Raw genomic sequence first — 15,413 nt, forward strand, 5'->3', positions numbered from 1 at the left:
TAGCGTGACCGACATGAGCGAGCCCGACCCCGCCGCCCCGCGCGTGGCATCCCCCAATCTGTCCACCGCCGCGATGGCGGTGAACCCCGATCCCGACCCCGACCGCGTCATCCCGCGCAAGCAGGTCGTGTCGTGGGCGATGTGGGACTGGGCGACGCAGCCGTTCAACTCGGTGCTGCTCACCTTCGTGTTCGTGCCGCTCTATCTCGTGTCGGCGAACTTCCTGCCGGCGGATGTCGCGGCGCAGAACGCCGACGACTCGCTGGTCTGCTCCGGCGGCGCCGATGCCGCAACGGCGTACTGCGGCGGCCTGGCGGATCTGTCGGAGTGGTACGGCTGGGCGACGTTCCTCGCGGGCATCCTCATCCTGGTGCTGGCGCCGGTGCTCGGGCAGCGGGCCGATGTCGCGGGCAACAAGAAGCGCTGGGTCGTCGGGGCGACGGCGGTCCTGGCGCTCATCCAGTTCTCGCTGTTCTTCGTCTCCTCCGATCCGATGTTCTTCTGGTTCGGCGCGGTGGCCATGGCGCTCGGCGCGGTGACGAGCGAGATCGCCGGCGTGAACTACAACGCGATGCTCGTGGAGGTGTCGACTCCCCGCACCGTCGGCCGGGTCAGCGGCCTCGGCTGGGGACTCGGCTACATCGGCGGCATCCTCGCGCTCGTGCTGGTCGTCGTGCTCAACCAGTTCGATTGGTTCGGACTCGATGTGTCCGACGGGCTCGCCTACCGCCTGATCGCCGTGGGATGCGCGGTGTGGACCGTGGTGTTCGCGATCCCGTTCGTGCTGAACGTCCCCGAGGCACCGGCCCGCACGGACCGCGCGAAGGTCGGCTTCTTCGCGAGCTACGGCAGGCTCGTCCGCGACATCGCGGCGCTGTTCCGCAACCACCGTCCGACCTTCTGGTTCCTGATCGCGAGCGCCGTGTACCGCGACGGCCTCGCCGGCGTCTTCGCGTTCGGCGGCGTGCTCGCCGCGGTCGCCTTCGGCTTCAGCCCCACCGAGGTGATCACCTTCGGCATCGCCCTCAACCTGGTCGCGGGCGTGTCCACGATCGTCGCGGGGCGGCTGGACGACCGCTTCGGCGCCCGCGCGGTGATCGTGACCGCCCTGACGATCCTGATCGTGAGCTGCCTCTTCGTCTTCTTCTTCCGCGAGCAAGGCAAGACGATCTTCTGGATCGGCGGAATCATCCTCTCCGCGGCTGTCGGGCCCGCTCAGGCGTCGAGCCGGTCGCTGCTGGCCCGGGTGACTCCCCTGGGCATGCAGGGCGAGATCTTCGGGCTCTACGCGACGACCGGCCGCGTGATGAGCTTCCTCTCGCCGCTGCTGTGGTCGCTGTTCATCCTGTGGTTCGGCGCCACCTACTGGGGCATCATCGGCATCACGATCGTGCTGGTCGTCGGTCTCGTCCTGCTGCTGTTCGTGAAGCTGCCGAAGCACACCAGGATCGTCTAGCCCGCGCCTCCGCGCGGCTGCGGTCGCGGCATCCGATCTTCGGAGAAGCGCGCCGAAATCGGATGCTTCGGCTCATCCGGCCCGATTTTCGCGACGCTGTCCGAACTTCGGATCGGTGACGGCGGGCAGGCCGCGGGCGGCGGCGACCCGCGAGGGATTCGACTACCCTCGCACGAGGGCCGATCGCGGCCGCTGCGAGTGAAAGGCCCGAGTCCGCCCTGTGTCGATGCCCCTGACCGAGCGCCGCCGGGCGGCCCGGCACCGGCGCGCCCTGGCGTACTGGGGAGTCATGCTGTCGCTCTCCCTGTCGCTCTGGGCGGGGGCGGCCGTGGTCCCCGCGGACTGGCTGCACTTCTCGATGCTCTTCGTGCACCTCGCGTCGATCATCGTGGGCCTCGGCGCCGCCGTGTTCCTCGAGTTCAACGGGCTGCTCTGGATGATCGGGCGGCGCTCGCTCGCCGACCTGCGGCACACCGAGCAGTCGGTCTCGGCGCTGGCCTGGTTCGGCATCCTGGGCCTGTTCTTCAGCGGCGCGTTCCTCGAGCCGGACCTCGCCGTGCCGCTCACCGCGGTGAAGATGACCGCGGTGCTCGTGGTGGCGATGAACGGGGTCGCGATGACACGGCTCACGGCCGATCTCACGCGCCTGCCCGGTGCGATCCCGTTCCGGCGCATCCCCCGGCGGGTGCAGCTGTGGTGCGTGTGGAGCGCCCTCGTGTCGCAGGCGGCATGGTGGACGGCCGTCATCATCGGGATGCTCAACACCGCCACCTGACCGAAAACCCCCTTGGCGCGCACTCAGGATCGCGGTCTAGTCTGGGGGCGGACGGGCGCCCGAGCCCGTGTATGCTTGCGGGCCCACCCGACCCGCTTCAGGTTGCCCCCCGCCCTGAGGACTATTGACATGCCTGAGCTCGCCCTCGACATTCGCGCCGTTCCGCTTCACGCGGCCGAGCGCTCCGCCCTGATCGGTCGACGCCGATGAGCGGCCCGCAGCGCGGCATCACCGAACCGCAGCCGTCCGCGATCGAAGAGCGCCGACGCCTGCGCCAGGCGAAGCAGCGACGCTTCGTGATCTGGGTGAGCGGCGCGAGCATCGTGATCCTGGTCGCCGCGATCGGCACCGTCGGCACGGCCATCGTCACGTCGTTCGCGAGCGCCGACGAGCCCGCCCGGACGCCACTGGGCTCCGAGCCCGCCCCTGCGTTCATCGAGTTCCCCGACGATGTGCCGGCCGCAGCGAACGGCGCCGAGCCGTGCACCACCGTCACCGTGATGTCGTCGTTCGAGAACGCCGAGATGGTCGGGAACCTGGCCGCCGGCTACAACGCGCAGCCCCGCGACATCGATGGTCGGTGCGTGGTCGTCTCCGCCGTGCGCGACAAGTCGGGCGTCGCGGCCGAGGCCGCCGCCGCCGGCTTCCCGAATGTCGCCCCCGAGGCGCGCCCGATCGTCTGGCTGCCCGACTCCTACACGTGGCTGGCCCTGGCGCGAGCCGACGGCGCGACCGCCGTGCTCGAGGTGGGAACCAGCGTCGGCTCGTCCAACATCGTGCTAGCGATGCCGGCTCCCCTCGTCGAGTCGATCGGCTGGGATGCCAAGCCCCCGACGTGGGGCGACGTGTTCGACGCCGCCGCGGACAAAGACCTGTGGGGCGACCTCGGCCATCCCGAGTGGGGCGCCTTCAAGCTCGGCAAGACGAGCCCGGTGGTCGCGACATCCGGCGAAGCGGCGATGTTCGCGTCCTTCGGAACGGCCTCGGGCGATCTCGCCGGCCTCACCGTCAAGGCTGTCGAAGACCCCAAGGTGCAGGACACCGTGCGCGAGCACGAGCTCGCCACCAGCCACTACATGGCCACGCCTGAGCACTTCCTCTGGCATGCACGTCAGGCCGACGACAAGGGCTCGGTCGCGGACTTCCTCTCGGCCGTCATCGTCGACGAGAAGTCCGTCTGGGACTACAACCGCGGGATCACCAGCCGCGACGGCGTGACCCGCGTCGAGGGCGCGCCGCCGGAGGAGAAGCTCGTTCCGATCTATCCCACGGATGGCTTCTACGGCGCCGACAACCCCGCCGTCGTGCTGACCGGTGACTGGGTCGACGAGAACGAAGCCGACGCCGCAGCGGACTTCATCCGCTACGCGGGCACCGTGCAGGGCCAGGAGATCGTCCGCGCGTCCGGTTATCGCGACCTCAACCGCACGCCGGATGCCGGCGTGGCAGACGTCGCCCAGCTCCCCGCAGATCCCCATGGCGTCCTGCCGCTGCCGGAGCAGGATGTCGTGGCCGCGGTCAACACCGCGTTCCCCGACGTTCGCAAGCGCGCTCAGGTGCTCTTCCTCATGGACGTCTCGGGCTCGATGGACGAGCCGATCTCGGCCAGCGACACCAAGCTGTCCGCGGCCAAGTCCGCCATCGCGAAGGCGCTCGACCACTTCACGGCCGGGGACAGCGTCGGACTCGCCGCGTTCGCGCAGAGCCCTGATGGCGCCATGGTGCCGGGCAACGTCTCGCCGATGGCCGAGATCGTGACGAACCACGACGCGCTCCTCGGGGCGCTCGGCGGCCTGCAGTCGATGGGCGACACCCCGCTTTACCAGGCCGTCGACACCTTCGCGGCGCAGCAGGCGGGGTCGTGGTCGTCCGACCGCATCACCGCGATCGTGCTGCTCAGCGACGGCAAGAACGACACGCCCAACGGTCCGACGATCGGCGCCGAGCAGATGCTCGCTGATCTCCAGGCGATGCATCACGACACCCCGGTGCTCATCTTCACCCTCGCCTACGGAGCGGATGCCGACGTCGCCACGCTGCAGTCGATCTCGAGTGCGACCGGCGCGCACTACTACGACGCCACCGACCCGACCAAGCTCACCGCCGTGCTCGGAGACCTCGTCACGAGCTTCTGATCCGGCTCGGCAGGCAGCGGCAGGTCAGCGGGGCCAGGCGTCCGCGAGCTTGACGAGCAGGCGGGCGAGTTCGGCGCGCTCGTCGTCGGTGAAGGCGGCGAGCGCGGAGTCGACCGCCTCGCGCCGCTCGCCGCGGAACCCCCGGACGATCGCGCGTCCCTGATCGGTCAGCGCGATGCGCGTGCGCCGGGCGTCGTCGGGGTCGGCCTCGCGCTGCACGAGCCCGAGCTCGACCCCCTGCTGCACGAGCCGGGACGCGCGCGGCTGATCGACGCCGACCGCGTCGCCCAGTTCGCTGACCGTGAGCGGGACGGATGCCGCGGCCAGCGCCTCGAGCATCCGGAGGCGTGCGGGGCCGCCGAAGCGGCCGCCCGCCATCCACGGCGGCTGACCGTGCATTCCCCCGTGATGAGCCGCGCCGTGCGGACCCCCGTGGGGGCCGGCGTGCGGACCTCCTCGACCCCAGCCTTCGCCGGGCTCGAAGCCGTGGCGGTGGCCCTGACCGTCCCACGGCGGGCGAGGCATCCCTCGTCCGCGCAGACGCGCCAGGGCGGCGGCGATGGCTTCGGCAGGGTCGGGAGTGGCGGTCATCCCCCAAATTTACATGCGACTTGACATGGATTGACATTGCATGTCACACTGCATGTACATGCACTCTGACATGTATTGATCGGTCGGCCTCCTGAGCCGGCTCCCGAAAGGATTACCCATGAACGACATCAACCCTGAAATCAGCCCCGAGCCCGACGGCAGCCCGGACAGCGCCGAAGAGCGCCTCCCCACCGACCGGCGCCCGCTCGGGTTCTGGCTGCGTGCCGTCGATGCCCTCATCTCGCGCGAATTCGACACCGCGTTCGCCGACGAGGGAGTCACCCGACGCGACTGGATGCTGCTGAACGCACTCGCCCGCACGGTCGACGCTCCCGAGTCCGGCCAGTGGCTCGCCCGCAAGGGCAAGCACCTGCGCGGCCTCGAGAAGCGCGGCTGGGCGGACGAGACCGGCGACGGCACCTGGGTGCTCACCGACGAAGGCCGCGCCGCCCTCGAGCGCCTCGGCGGAGTGGTCGACGGCATCCGCCGCCGCATCGCCGACACGGTCGCCCCCGAGGACTTCGCCACCACCCTGGCGTCGCTCGAGTCGATCGCCCGCGAGCTCGGCTGGGACGAGAGCTCCGCACCGACGCGCGGCGGCTTCGGCCGCGGGTATGGGCGGGGCTTCGGCCGTGACTTCGGTCGCGGGTTCGGACCCGGCTTCCGGCCCGGGTTCGGCCGCGAGTTCGGGCCCGGCTTCCGGGCCGGCCACGAGCACCACCATGGCTACGGGCACGGGCACGGGCACGGCGAAGGCCACCCGGCCGACTCCGACCACGGCCACGGCCACGGCCACGGCCCCGAGTTCGGCCACGGCCACGGCCCCGAGTTCGCGCACGGCCACGGGTACGGCCATGGTCGCACCCACGCCGACGAGTCCTGCCACCACGAGCACCACGGTCGGGGCCGCGGTCGGTCACACCAGGGCGGCAGCCACACCGAGCACGCCTACGAGCGCGGCTTCGACGCCGGGTTCCGCCGGGGCCAGCACGCCTGACCCCACCACCGAGACCACCTCTTTTCGCCGAGACCACCTGTTCCAACAGGTGGTCTCGCGCAGAAGGGGTGGTTTCGGCGTGCGGGCGGGGCGAGAAGATGGGGGGATGACGACCCCCGCGCTCCTCGCGATCTCGCATGGCACCGCCTCCGTGGAGGGCCAGGCCGCGATCCGCCACCTCGTCGACGCGGTCGCCGCGCGGCTGCCCGACGTCACGGTGCGACTCGGGCACGTCGACGTGCAGCAGCCGGATGTCGCGGCATCCCTCGCCTCCATTCCCGCTGCGGACCCGGTGGTGATCGTCCCTCTGCTGCTCTCGGCGGGCTACCACGTGCGGGTCGACCTGCGGAAGCAGTCGGCCGGTCGCAGCGCCGTCACGATCGCCCCCGCGCTCGGCCCCGACCCCCGCCTCGTCGACGTGCTGGTCGCGCGCCTCGAAGCCGCTGGACTCGAGGATGCCGACGCCGTCGTGCTCGCCGTCGCCGGCTCGAGCGACGAACGCGCCAACGACGACTGCCGGGTCATCGGTGCGATGCTCGCCGAGCGACTCGCCCGTGGCGTGACCGTCGGATTCCTCGCGGCCGCCGAGCCTCGCCTCGGTGTCGCGGTCGCCGGGGCGCGGGAAGCGCGGGGCGACGGCATCCGTCCGCGGGTCATCGTCGCGAACTATCTGCTGGCGCCCGGGTATTTCCACGACCTCGCGGTGCGCCTCTCCGATAGCGCCACGGTCGCCCGTCCGCTGCTCGACGCGGATGCGCCCGCCGACTCGCTCGTCGACCTCGTCGTGGAGCGCTACCGCACAGCCGCCGCCGCAAAGTCCAGCATGTGACGCCGTGTGACCTCACGTTGCAGAGTCTGACGCTGGACTGGGTCCAGAAAGGGTCCGCTTCTAGCCTCGGGTGAACGCGGGTGCTATGTGTCCGCGCCCGGATTCTCCGGACGACGTGGAGGCGACAGTGACCATCAGTGAGACCGAGCAGGCAGCGGCCCGCCCGCCGCATGCGGGCAACGCTGAGACGCTGCCTGCGGCGCGTCCGCCGCGCCCCTCGTCCCGCCCGAACGGGCAGTGGAAGATCGACGGCACGACCCCGCTCAACGGCAACGAGGAGTGGAAGCAGGTCGACAACGGCCTCGCCGTGCGCGAGCGCATCGAGAACATCTACGCCCAGGGCGGTTTCGCGTCGATCGACCCGACCGATCTGCACGGGCGCTTCCGCGTCTGGGGCCTGTACACCCAGCGCAAGCCGGGCATCGACGGCGGCCGCACGGCGACCCTCGAGCCGCACGAACTCGAAGACGAGTACTTCATGCTGCGCGTCCGCATCGACGGCGGGCAGCTCACGACCGAGCAGCTGCGGGTCATCGCGGGCATCTCGACCGAGTTCGGCCGCGGCACCGCCGACCTGACCGACCGGCAGAACATCCAGCTGCACTGGATCCGCGTCGAGGACGTCCCGGAGATCTGGCGCCGCCTCGAGGCCGTCGGACTCGGCACGACCGAGGCGTGCGGCGACGTGCCACGCGTCGTGCTCGGATCGCCGGTCGCCGGCATCTCGGTCGATGAGTTGATCGACCCGACCCCGCAGATCGACGAGATCACGTCCCGTTTCATCGGCGATCCCTCGCTCGCGAACCTGCCCCGCAAGTTCAAGACCGCGATCACCGGTCACCCCAGCCAGGACGTCGTGCACGAGATCAACGACGTCGCCTTCGTCGCCGTCGAGCACCCCGAACTCGGCATCGGCTACGACCTGTGGGTCGGCGGCGGCCTCTCCACCACCCCCCGCCTCGCGGAGCGGCTCGGCACGTTCGTCGCTCCGGAGCGGGTGGCGGATGCCTGGCACGGCGTCGCCCAGATCTTCCGCGATTACGGCTACCGGAGGCTGCGCAACAAGGCGCGGCTGAAGTTCCTGCTCGCCGAGTGGGGCACCGAGAAGTTCCGCCAGGTGCTGCAGGACGAATACCTCGGCTACGCGCTGCCCGACGGACCGGCCGCACCGAAGCCGCTCGCGCACGGCGATCACGTCGGCGTGCACAAGCAGAAGGACGGCCGCTCGTACGTCGGCGCCACGCCGATCGTCGGTCGCGTCTCGGGCCCGAACCTCGGCAAGCTCGCCGACCTCATCGAGGCGCACGGCTCGACGCGGCTGCGCACGACGCCGTACCAGAAGGTCGTCATCCTCGACATCCCTGAAGACCGCGTGGAGTCCCTCATCGCGGGCCTCGACGAGCTCGGCCTGTCGGCCCGGCCGAGCCTCATCCGCCGCGGCACGATCGCGTGCACGGGCATCGAGTTCTGCAAGCTCGCCATCGTGGAGACGAAGGCCTACGCGACCGCGGCCGTGCTGGACCTCGAGGAGCGCCTCGAGCAGTTCGACCTGCCGCACCCGATCTCGCTCCACGTCAACGGCTGCCCCAACTCGTGTGCGCGCATCCAGACCGCCGACATCGGGCTCAAGGGCCAGCTCGTCACGATCGACGGCGAGCAGGTGCCGGGCTACCAGGTGCACCTGGGCGGCGGGCTCGTCAACGCCGACCGGGACGAGGCCGGCCTCGGTCGCACTGTCCGCGGCCTCAAGGTCGCCGCCGATGGCATCGCCGACTACACCGAGCGCATCGTCACGCGGTTCCTCGCGGATCGGGATGCCGCGTCCGACGAGACCTTCGCGCAGTGGGCGCACCGCGCCGAAGAGGAGGCCCTCCAGTGACCGTCTCACTCGCCCCCCGTCTCGCGACGAAGCGCTCCGCCGAGGAGCTCGAAGCCCTCGCCGCGCAGGGCAACCTCGAACTCGGCAGCCTCACCGACCACGAGGCATCCCCCGCCGACGTCGTCGCGTGGGTCGCCGAGAACTTCGGGGCGGATGCCGCGGCCGTCGCCTGCTCGATGGCCGACGCCGCGCTGCCCCACCTGGTGGCGCAGCGCCTGCCCGGGGTCGACGTGCTCTTCCTCGACACCGGCTACCACTTCTTCGAGACCCGGGTCACCCGCGACGAGGTCGCCGCCTCGCTCGACGTCCGGGTGGTCGACGTGCTGCCGCAGCAGACCGTCGCCGAGCAGGACGCCGAGTTCGGCGCGAAGCTGCACGACCGCGATCCCGGCCTCTGCTGCGCCCGTCGCAAGGTGGCGCCCCTCCAGGACGCGCTCGGCGGCTACGAGGTGTGGTTCACCGGGGTGCGCCGCGACGAGGCGCCCACCCGCGCAAACACGCCGCTCGTGGTCTGGGACGAGCGCAACGGCCTGGTGAAGGTCAACCCGGTGGCGGCATGGAGCTTCGATGATCTGCTCGACTACGCCGGCTCCCACCAGGTGCCGGTGAACCTCCTGGTTTCGAACGGCTACCCCTCGATCGGCTGCGAGCCGTGCACGGCACGGGTCGCGCCAGGCGACGACCCCCGGTCGGGCCGCTGGGCGGGCCTGTCCAAGACGGAATGCGGGCTGCACCTATGAGCATCGACATCACCGCGACCAGCCCGGTCCCTGCGACAACGCCGGTCCCTGAGCTTGTCGAAGGGTCCGGCGCTTCGACAGGCTCAGCGACCAGCTCAGCGCGCCTGTCGACCCTCGACATCCTCGAGGCCGAGGCCATCCACATCATCCGCGAGGTCGTCGCCGAGTTCGAGCGGCCCGTGCTGCTGTTCTCCGGCGGCAAGGACTCGGTCGTCGTGCTCCACCTCGCCGCGAAGGCGTTCTGGCCGGGCCGCGTGCCGTTCCCGGTGCTGCACGTCGACACCGGCCACAACTTCCCCGAGGTCATCGCGTTCCGCGACGAGACCGTCGAGCGCCTCGGCATCCGCCTCGAAGTGGCTCGCGTGCAGGACTACATCGATGACGGACGCCTCGCCGAGCGTGCCGACGGCACCCGCAACCCCCTGCAGACGCTGCCGCTGCTCGACGCGATCGCGGCCGGACGCCACGATGCCGTCTTCGGCGGGGCTCGGCGCGACGAGGACAAGGCACGCGCCAAAGAGCGGATCATCTCGCTGCGCGATGAGTTCGGCCAGTGGGATCCGCGCAACCAGCGCCCCGAGCTGTGGAGCCTCTACAACGGCCGGCACACGCCGGGACAGCACGTGCGGGCGTTCCCGATCTCGAACTGGACCGAGCTCGACGTCTGGCGCTACATCGAGCGCGAGGGCATCGCGCTGCCGCCCCTCTACTTCGCGCACGAGCGCGAGGTCTTCCGCCGCGACGGCATGTGGCGGGCGGTGGGCGAGTCCTCCCCCGCCGACCGCGGCGAGCAGACCGAGCGTCGCCTCGTGCGCTACCGCACGGTCGGCGACATGAGCTGCACCGGAGCGGTGGAATCGGATGCCTCGGACCTGGCATCGATCGTCGCCGAGGTCGCCCAGACGACGCTGACCGAGCGCGGCGCGACCCGGGCCGACGACCGCCTGTCCGAGGCCGCCATGGAGGACCGCAAGAAGGACGGGTACTTCTGATGGGTACGGCACTCGCGCAGGGCACGCTCTTCCGCTTCGCCACTGCCGGCTCGGTCGATGACGGCAAGTCGACGCTCGTCGGCCGCCTGCTGCACGACTCGAAGGCGATCCTCGCCGACCAGCTCGAGCAGGTCGCCCGCACCTCCGCGGAGCGCGGGTTCGCGCACGGGGACTTCGACTTCGCCCTCCTCACCGACGGCCTGCGCGCCGAGCGGGAGCAGGGCATCACGATCGACGTCGCGTACCGCTACTTCTCCACCGGCGCGCGGTCGTTCATCCTCGCCGACTGCCCCGGGCACGTGCAGTACACGCGCAACATGGTCACCGGCGCGACCACGGCAGATGCCGTCGTCGTGCTGATCGACGGGCGCAAGGGCGTGCTCGAGCAGACCCGCCGGCACCTGGCCGTCGTCGCCCTGCTGCGGGTGCCGCACGTCATCGTCGCCGTCAACAAGATCGACCTGCTCGGCTTCGCCGAGGAGGCCTACACCCCGGTCGCCGAGGCCGTGCGCGCCGTCACGCGCGAACTCGGCATCGACGACGTGCACGTGCTGCCCGTCTCCGCGCTCCAGGGCGACAACATCGTCGACCGCTCGGCCAACATGCCCTGGTACGACGGCCCCGCCCTGCTCGAACTGCTCGAGGCGCTGCCCGCGGCGGACGAGCTCCAGGGCGCGTACGACGCTTTCCGCCTGCCTGTGCAATCGGTGCTGCGGCCGCAGGGCGGCCTCGCCCCCGACCTCGCCGCCGACCCGGCGCTCGCGGAGCGCTACCGCGACTACCGCGCGGTCGCCGGCCGCGTGTCGTCCGGCACCGTGCGGATCGGCGATGAGGTGCAGGTCTTCCCGACCGGCATCCGCACCACCGTCACCGGGATCGCCATCGCCGGCGTCGAGGCCACCGAGGCCATCGCCCCGCAGGCGATCGCGCTCCAATTCGCCGACGACGTGGATGCCGCGCGCGGCGCCGTCATCGTCGCCGCGGGCACCCTGCCGGCCGGCGCCCGCGACCTCGATGCGGAACTGTTCCAGCTCGACAGCCGGCCGCTCACCGCGGGCGCCCGCGTGCTCGTCAAGCACGGCACGCTCACGGTGCAGGCGATCGTCGCCGAGATCGTCGATCGGCGCGACCTCGACACGCTCGCCCACGAGCCCGCCTCCACCCTGGAGGTCAACGACATCGGCCGTGCGCGCCTGCGCCTTGCCGCCGACCTTCCGATCGAGCCCTACGGCGTCACCCGCGCCGGGGGATCGTTCCTGGTCATCCATCCGTCCGACGGCGCCACCCTCGCCGCCGGCATCACGCACGGCTGATCAGCCGCGCGCGCACCACCCCAACCGAACCGCCCATCGAAGGAGGCGAAACAGTGAACAAGACCCGCATTGCGACGACGATCACGACCCTAGGACTCGTGGCCGCCATGATGACCGGCTGCGCCACCGCGACCGCCGAACCTGCGAGCGTCTCCGACGACGGGCCTTCGGCGACCGAGCTGCGCCTCGGCTACTTCGCCAACGTCACGCACGCGCCCGCACTGGTCGGACTGCAGGAGGGCCTCTTCCAGGACGCCCTGGGCGACGTGAAGCTCACGACCCAGGTCTTCAACGCCGGCCCCGCCGCGATCGAAGCGCTGTCGGCCGGAGCGATCGACGCGACCTACATCGGCCCGAACCCGTCGATCAACACCTTCATCCAGTCCGCCGGCGCCTCCGCACGGATCATCGCCGGAGCCGCCACCGGCGGTGCCGCGCTCGTGGTGCGCGACGGCATCGACTCGGCCGCCGACCTGGCCGGCACGACGCTCGCCTCGCCCCAGCTCGGCAACACGCAGGACGTCGCGCTGCGGGTGTGGCTCGACGACGAGGGCTACCAGACCGACACCACCGGCGGCGGTGACGTGCACATCACGCCCACCGAGAACGCCCAGACGCTCACGCTCTTCCAGCAGGGCGGCCTCGACGGCGCCTGGCTGCCGGAGCCGTGGGTCTCGCGGCTGATCCTCGACGCCGGCGCTCATGTGCTCGTCGACGAGGCCGACCTCTGGGACGACGGCGCGTTCCCGACGACGGTGCTGCTCGTGCGCGCGGACTTCCTCAAGGACCACGCCGACGTCGTCAAGCAGCTCTTGCAGGGCCACATCGCGTCCGTGCAGTGGATCACCGACCACCCCGACGAAGCGGGCGGCGTGATCAACAGCGCCATCGAGGCCGAGACCGGCAAGCCGCTCGCCGACGAGGTCATCGCCCGAGCGCTCGAGCACGTCGCCTTCTCGGTCGACCCGCACGCCGAGACGTTCCCGACGCTCGTCGAGAACGGCCTCAAGGCCGGAACGCAGAAGGACGGCTCGATCGACGGGCTGTTCGACCTGCGCCTCCTCAACGGACTGCTCAAGGCCGACGGCGGCGAGACGGTCTCGGCGGCCGGCCTGGGCAAGGACTGACACTCATGACCGCGGCATCCGCTCCTGCTTCCGGCACCACCGCTTCGGTGGCGCCGGAAGCGGGCGTGCCGAACCTGCTGGGCCCGAGCTTCGACGAGAGCGCGTCGCTGCGTCAGCCCGGTCCGCCGGCACCCGTGGCGATCCGGATCGAAGGCGTCACCAAGCGGTTCGGCGGCGGGCCGCTCGTGCTCGACGGCATCGACCTCGACATCGCGGCCGGCGAGTTCGTCTGCCTGCTCGGCGCCTCCGGCTGCGGCAAGTCGACGCTGCTCAACCTCATCGCCGGCCTCGACAAGCCGACCGCAGGACACATCGACACCCCGGGCGCCGGATCTGCCGTGATGTTCCAGGAGTCGGCGCTCATGCCCTGGCTGAGCGCCCGCCGCAATGTCGAGCTGGCGCTGCACCTGCGCGGGGTGCCCCGGCGCGAACGCCGCGAGAAGGCGCTCGCGCTGCTGGACACCGTCAATCTCGCGGATGCCGCGGACAAGCGTCCGCACGAGCTCTCCGGCGGCATGCGCCAGCGTGTCGCCCTCGCCCGCGCGCTCGCTCAGGACCGGCCGGTGCTGCTGATGGATGAGCCGTTCGCCGCGCTCGATGCGATCACCCGCGACCTCTTGCACGAGGAGCTCGAGCGCGTCTGGCGGGCGACCGGACGCACGATCGTGTTCGTCACGCACAACGTGCGCGAAGCCGCCCGGCTCGGCCAGCGGGTCGTGCTCCTCTCCAGCCGCCCCGGCCGCGTCGCCGAGGAGTGGCGCATCACCCAGACCGTGGGCCGCCGCATCGAATCCCCCGAGGTCGCCGCCCTTTCGGTGGAGATCACCGACAAGCTGCGCAAGGAGATCCGCCGAAATGCCGCGTGACATCGCCGCGCTTGCGGACCCGGCATCCGATCGCCTCCCCTCGGCGGACGACTTCCGCAGCCTCGAAGCAGGACTCGACCGCCTGCAGACCGACCCGGAGCGTCCGCGCAGCCGGTGGCATACCTTCACGACGAGCGTCCTGCCCCCGCTGATCTTCGTCGGCGTGCTGATCCTCGTCTGGCAGCTGTACGTGATGATCGCCCACCCGCGGCCGGACCTCGCGCCCAGCCCGGTGGACGTCGCCCTCGCCCTCGGCGACGCGTGGGAATCCGGCCGGCTTCAGATCGCGATCACCACGAGCCTCGAGCGCGGCATCATCGGATTCCTCATCGCCATCGCCGTGGGCACGCCGCTCGGGCTGCTGTTGGCCGAGGTGAAGCCGCTCCGCCGGGCGATGGGCCCGATCATCTCGGGACTGCAGGTGCTGCCCTCGGTCGCGTGGGTGCCGGCTGCGATCCTCTGGTTCGGCCTCTCCGATGCCACGGTCTACTTCGTCATCCTGATGGGCGCGATCCCGTCGATCGTCAACGGCCTCATCGCCGGCATCGACCAGGTGCCTCCGCAGCTGCGTCGGGTCGGCACGGTGCTCGGCGCCGGTCGCTTCCAGCTCGCCACCCTCGTGATCCTTCCCGCGGCCCTCCCCGGGTACCTCGCCGGCCTCAAGCAGGGCTGGGCGTTCTCGTGGCGGTCGCTGATGGCCGCTGAGATCATCGCGACGGGCGGCACGATCGGCTTCGGTCTCGGCTCCATGCTCGACCAGTCGCGCACGCTCGCCGATCTTCCCGGTGTGCTCGGCACGATCCTGGTGATCCTCACGATCGGCGTCTTCATCGAGCTCGTCTTCTTCGGTCCTCTGGAGCGACGGATGCTGCGTGGCCGGGGTCTCCTGCAGTCCGGGGGTGCCCGATGAACGCGGGTCTCGTCACGCTCGTCGGCGCCGGCCCCGGCGACCCCGATCTGCTCACCGTGCGGGGACTCCGCGCCCTGCAGAACGCCGACGTCATCGTCGCCGACCGGCTCGGTGCGCGGAGCGTCCTGGATGGCCTCGATCTCGACGCCGAGGTCGTGGACGTCGGCAAGCTCCCCGGCCACCACGCCGTGCCGCAGGACGCGATCAACGCCCTGCTCGTGCAGCTCGCCCAGGCTGGCAAGAACGTGGTGCGGCTCAAAGGCGGCGACCCGTACATCTTCGGCCGCGGCGGCGAGGAGCTCGCCTTCTGCCAGGCCGCCGGCGTGCACGTCGACGTGGTGCCCGGCATCACCAGTGCCGTCTCAGTACCAGCGATCGCCGGCATCCCGCTCACCCATCGCGGCCTCGCCGCCACCTTCACCGTCGTCAGCGGCCACGATCAGATCGCGCAGCTCTCTGGTGGGCGCGACCACACCGTCGTGATCCTCATGGGCATCGGCACGCTCGCGAACTCCGCCATCACCCTCGCCCGCGGCGAGCGCGGCGCGGACTGCCCGGTGGCAATCATCGAAGACGGCTATGGCCCGCACCAGCGCGTCACCGTCGGCACCCTCGGCACGATCGCGACGCAGGCGGCGCTGCGATCGGTGCGCTCGCCCGCTGTCGTGGTCGTCGGCGACGTCGTCTCGCTCAGTCCCTATGCGCCCGCGGAGCTCTCCGCATCGTCCTCCGTTCCGCAGTCGAACACGGCCGGGCCACGCAACGCGTAGCCCCCGAATCGACCACCGAACAACCACCCGAAC

The 15,413-nt window shown here is 71.0% G+C and carries 14 protein-coding genes; 13 read left to right on the forward strand and 1 reads right to left on the reverse strand.

Annotation, left to right across the window (positions count from 1 at the left end; all coding sequences use genetic code 11):
• The first annotated feature begins 13 nt into the window (after positions 1-13).
• The 3 genes from ACXJ3V_RS07250 to ACXJ3V_RS07260 all read left to right on the forward strand — a co-directional run bounded on the left by ACXJ3V_RS07250 (position 14) and on the right by ACXJ3V_RS07260 (position 4,366).
• On the forward strand, positions 14-1,456 hold the full coding sequence (locus ACXJ3V_RS07250; RefSeq protein WP_457099608.1) for an MFS transporter: 1,443 nt from the start codon (positions 14-16) through the stop codon (positions 1,454-1,456).
• Positions 1,457-1,682: 226 nt separating this feature from the next.
• On the forward strand, positions 1,683-2,231 hold the full coding sequence (locus ACXJ3V_RS07255) for a hypothetical protein (protein ID WP_457099609.1): 549 nt from the start codon (positions 1,683-1,685) through the stop codon (positions 2,229-2,231).
• Positions 2,232-2,437: 206 nt separating this feature from the next.
• Positions 2,438-4,366, forward strand: coding sequence for a VWA domain-containing protein (locus ACXJ3V_RS07260; protein WP_457099610.1), 1,929 nt, complete (start codon positions 2,438-2,440; stop codon positions 4,364-4,366).
• Positions 4,367-4,390: 24 nt separating this feature from the next.
• On the opposite strand, the gene ACXJ3V_RS07265 is transcribed toward ACXJ3V_RS07260, so the two are convergent.
• Positions 4,391-4,957 (reverse strand): MarR family winged helix-turn-helix transcriptional regulator, encoded by a 567-nt coding sequence (locus ACXJ3V_RS07265; RefSeq protein WP_457099611.1) that lies wholly within the window; start codon positions 4,955-4,957, stop codon positions 4,391-4,393.
• 118 nt (positions 4,958-5,075) lie between these two features.
• Between ACXJ3V_RS07265 and ACXJ3V_RS07270 the strand changes: the two genes are divergently transcribed.
• The 10 genes from ACXJ3V_RS07270 to cobA all read left to right on the forward strand — a co-directional run bounded on the left by ACXJ3V_RS07270 (position 5,076) and on the right by cobA (position 15,380).
• Complete coding sequence (locus ACXJ3V_RS07270; protein WP_457099612.1) at positions 5,076-5,954, forward strand: MarR family winged helix-turn-helix transcriptional regulator; 879 nt, start codon at positions 5,076-5,078, stop codon at positions 5,952-5,954.
• A gap of 106 nt (positions 5,955-6,060) precedes the next feature.
• Entirely contained in the window at positions 6,061-6,783 is a 723-nt protein-coding gene (locus ACXJ3V_RS07275) for a sirohydrochlorin chelatase (protein WP_457099613.1), read from the forward strand.
• A 127-nt stretch (positions 6,784-6,910) separates the two neighbouring features.
• The gene (locus ACXJ3V_RS07280; protein ID WP_457099614.1) at positions 6,911-8,662 is read left to right on the forward strand and encodes a nitrite/sulfite reductase; all 1,752 of its coding nucleotides are present in this window, start codon (positions 6,911-6,913) and stop codon (positions 8,660-8,662) included.
• On the forward strand, positions 8,659-9,402 hold the full coding sequence (locus tag ACXJ3V_RS07285) for a phosphoadenylyl-sulfate reductase (protein ID WP_457099615.1): 744 nt from the start codon (positions 8,659-8,661) through the stop codon (positions 9,400-9,402). Before ACXJ3V_RS07280 ends, ACXJ3V_RS07285 begins: the two co-directional genes overlap by 4 nt.
• Positions 9,399-10,394, forward strand: coding sequence for a sulfate adenylyltransferase subunit CysD (cysD, locus tag ACXJ3V_RS07290; RefSeq protein WP_457099616.1), 996 nt, complete (start codon positions 9,399-9,401; stop codon positions 10,392-10,394). Before ACXJ3V_RS07285 ends, cysD begins: the two co-directional genes overlap by 4 nt.
• On the forward strand, positions 10,394-11,707 hold the full coding sequence (locus ACXJ3V_RS07295) for a sulfate adenylyltransferase subunit 1 (protein WP_457099617.1): 1,314 nt from the start codon (positions 10,394-10,396) through the stop codon (positions 11,705-11,707). The genes cysD and ACXJ3V_RS07295 overlap by 1 nt, the downstream gene beginning before the upstream one ends.
• A 53-nt stretch (positions 11,708-11,760) precedes the next feature.
• Entirely contained in the window at positions 11,761-12,834 is a 1,074-nt protein-coding gene (locus ACXJ3V_RS07300) for an ABC transporter substrate-binding protein (RefSeq protein ID WP_457099618.1), read from the forward strand.
• Positions 12,835-12,968: 134 nt separating this feature from the next.
• Positions 12,969-13,700: an ABC transporter ATP-binding protein gene (locus ACXJ3V_RS07305; RefSeq protein ID WP_457099744.1), complete on the forward strand. Its 732-nt coding sequence runs from the start codon at positions 12,969-12,971 to the stop codon at positions 13,698-13,700.
• Positions 13,690-14,610, forward strand: a complete 921-nt coding sequence (locus ACXJ3V_RS07310; RefSeq protein WP_457099619.1) for an ABC transporter permease — start codon at positions 13,690-13,692, stop codon at positions 14,608-14,610. The genes ACXJ3V_RS07305 and ACXJ3V_RS07310 overlap by 11 nt, the downstream gene beginning before the upstream one ends.
• Positions 14,607-15,380: a uroporphyrinogen-III C-methyltransferase gene (gene cobA / locus ACXJ3V_RS07315; RefSeq protein ID WP_457099620.1), complete on the forward strand. Its 774-nt coding sequence runs from the start codon at positions 14,607-14,609 to the stop codon at positions 15,378-15,380. The genes ACXJ3V_RS07310 and cobA overlap by 4 nt, the downstream gene beginning before the upstream one ends.
• The last annotated feature ends 33 nt before the right edge of the window (positions 15,381-15,413 follow it).

This window comes from Microbacterium sp. P5_E9, from assembly GCF_054049175.1.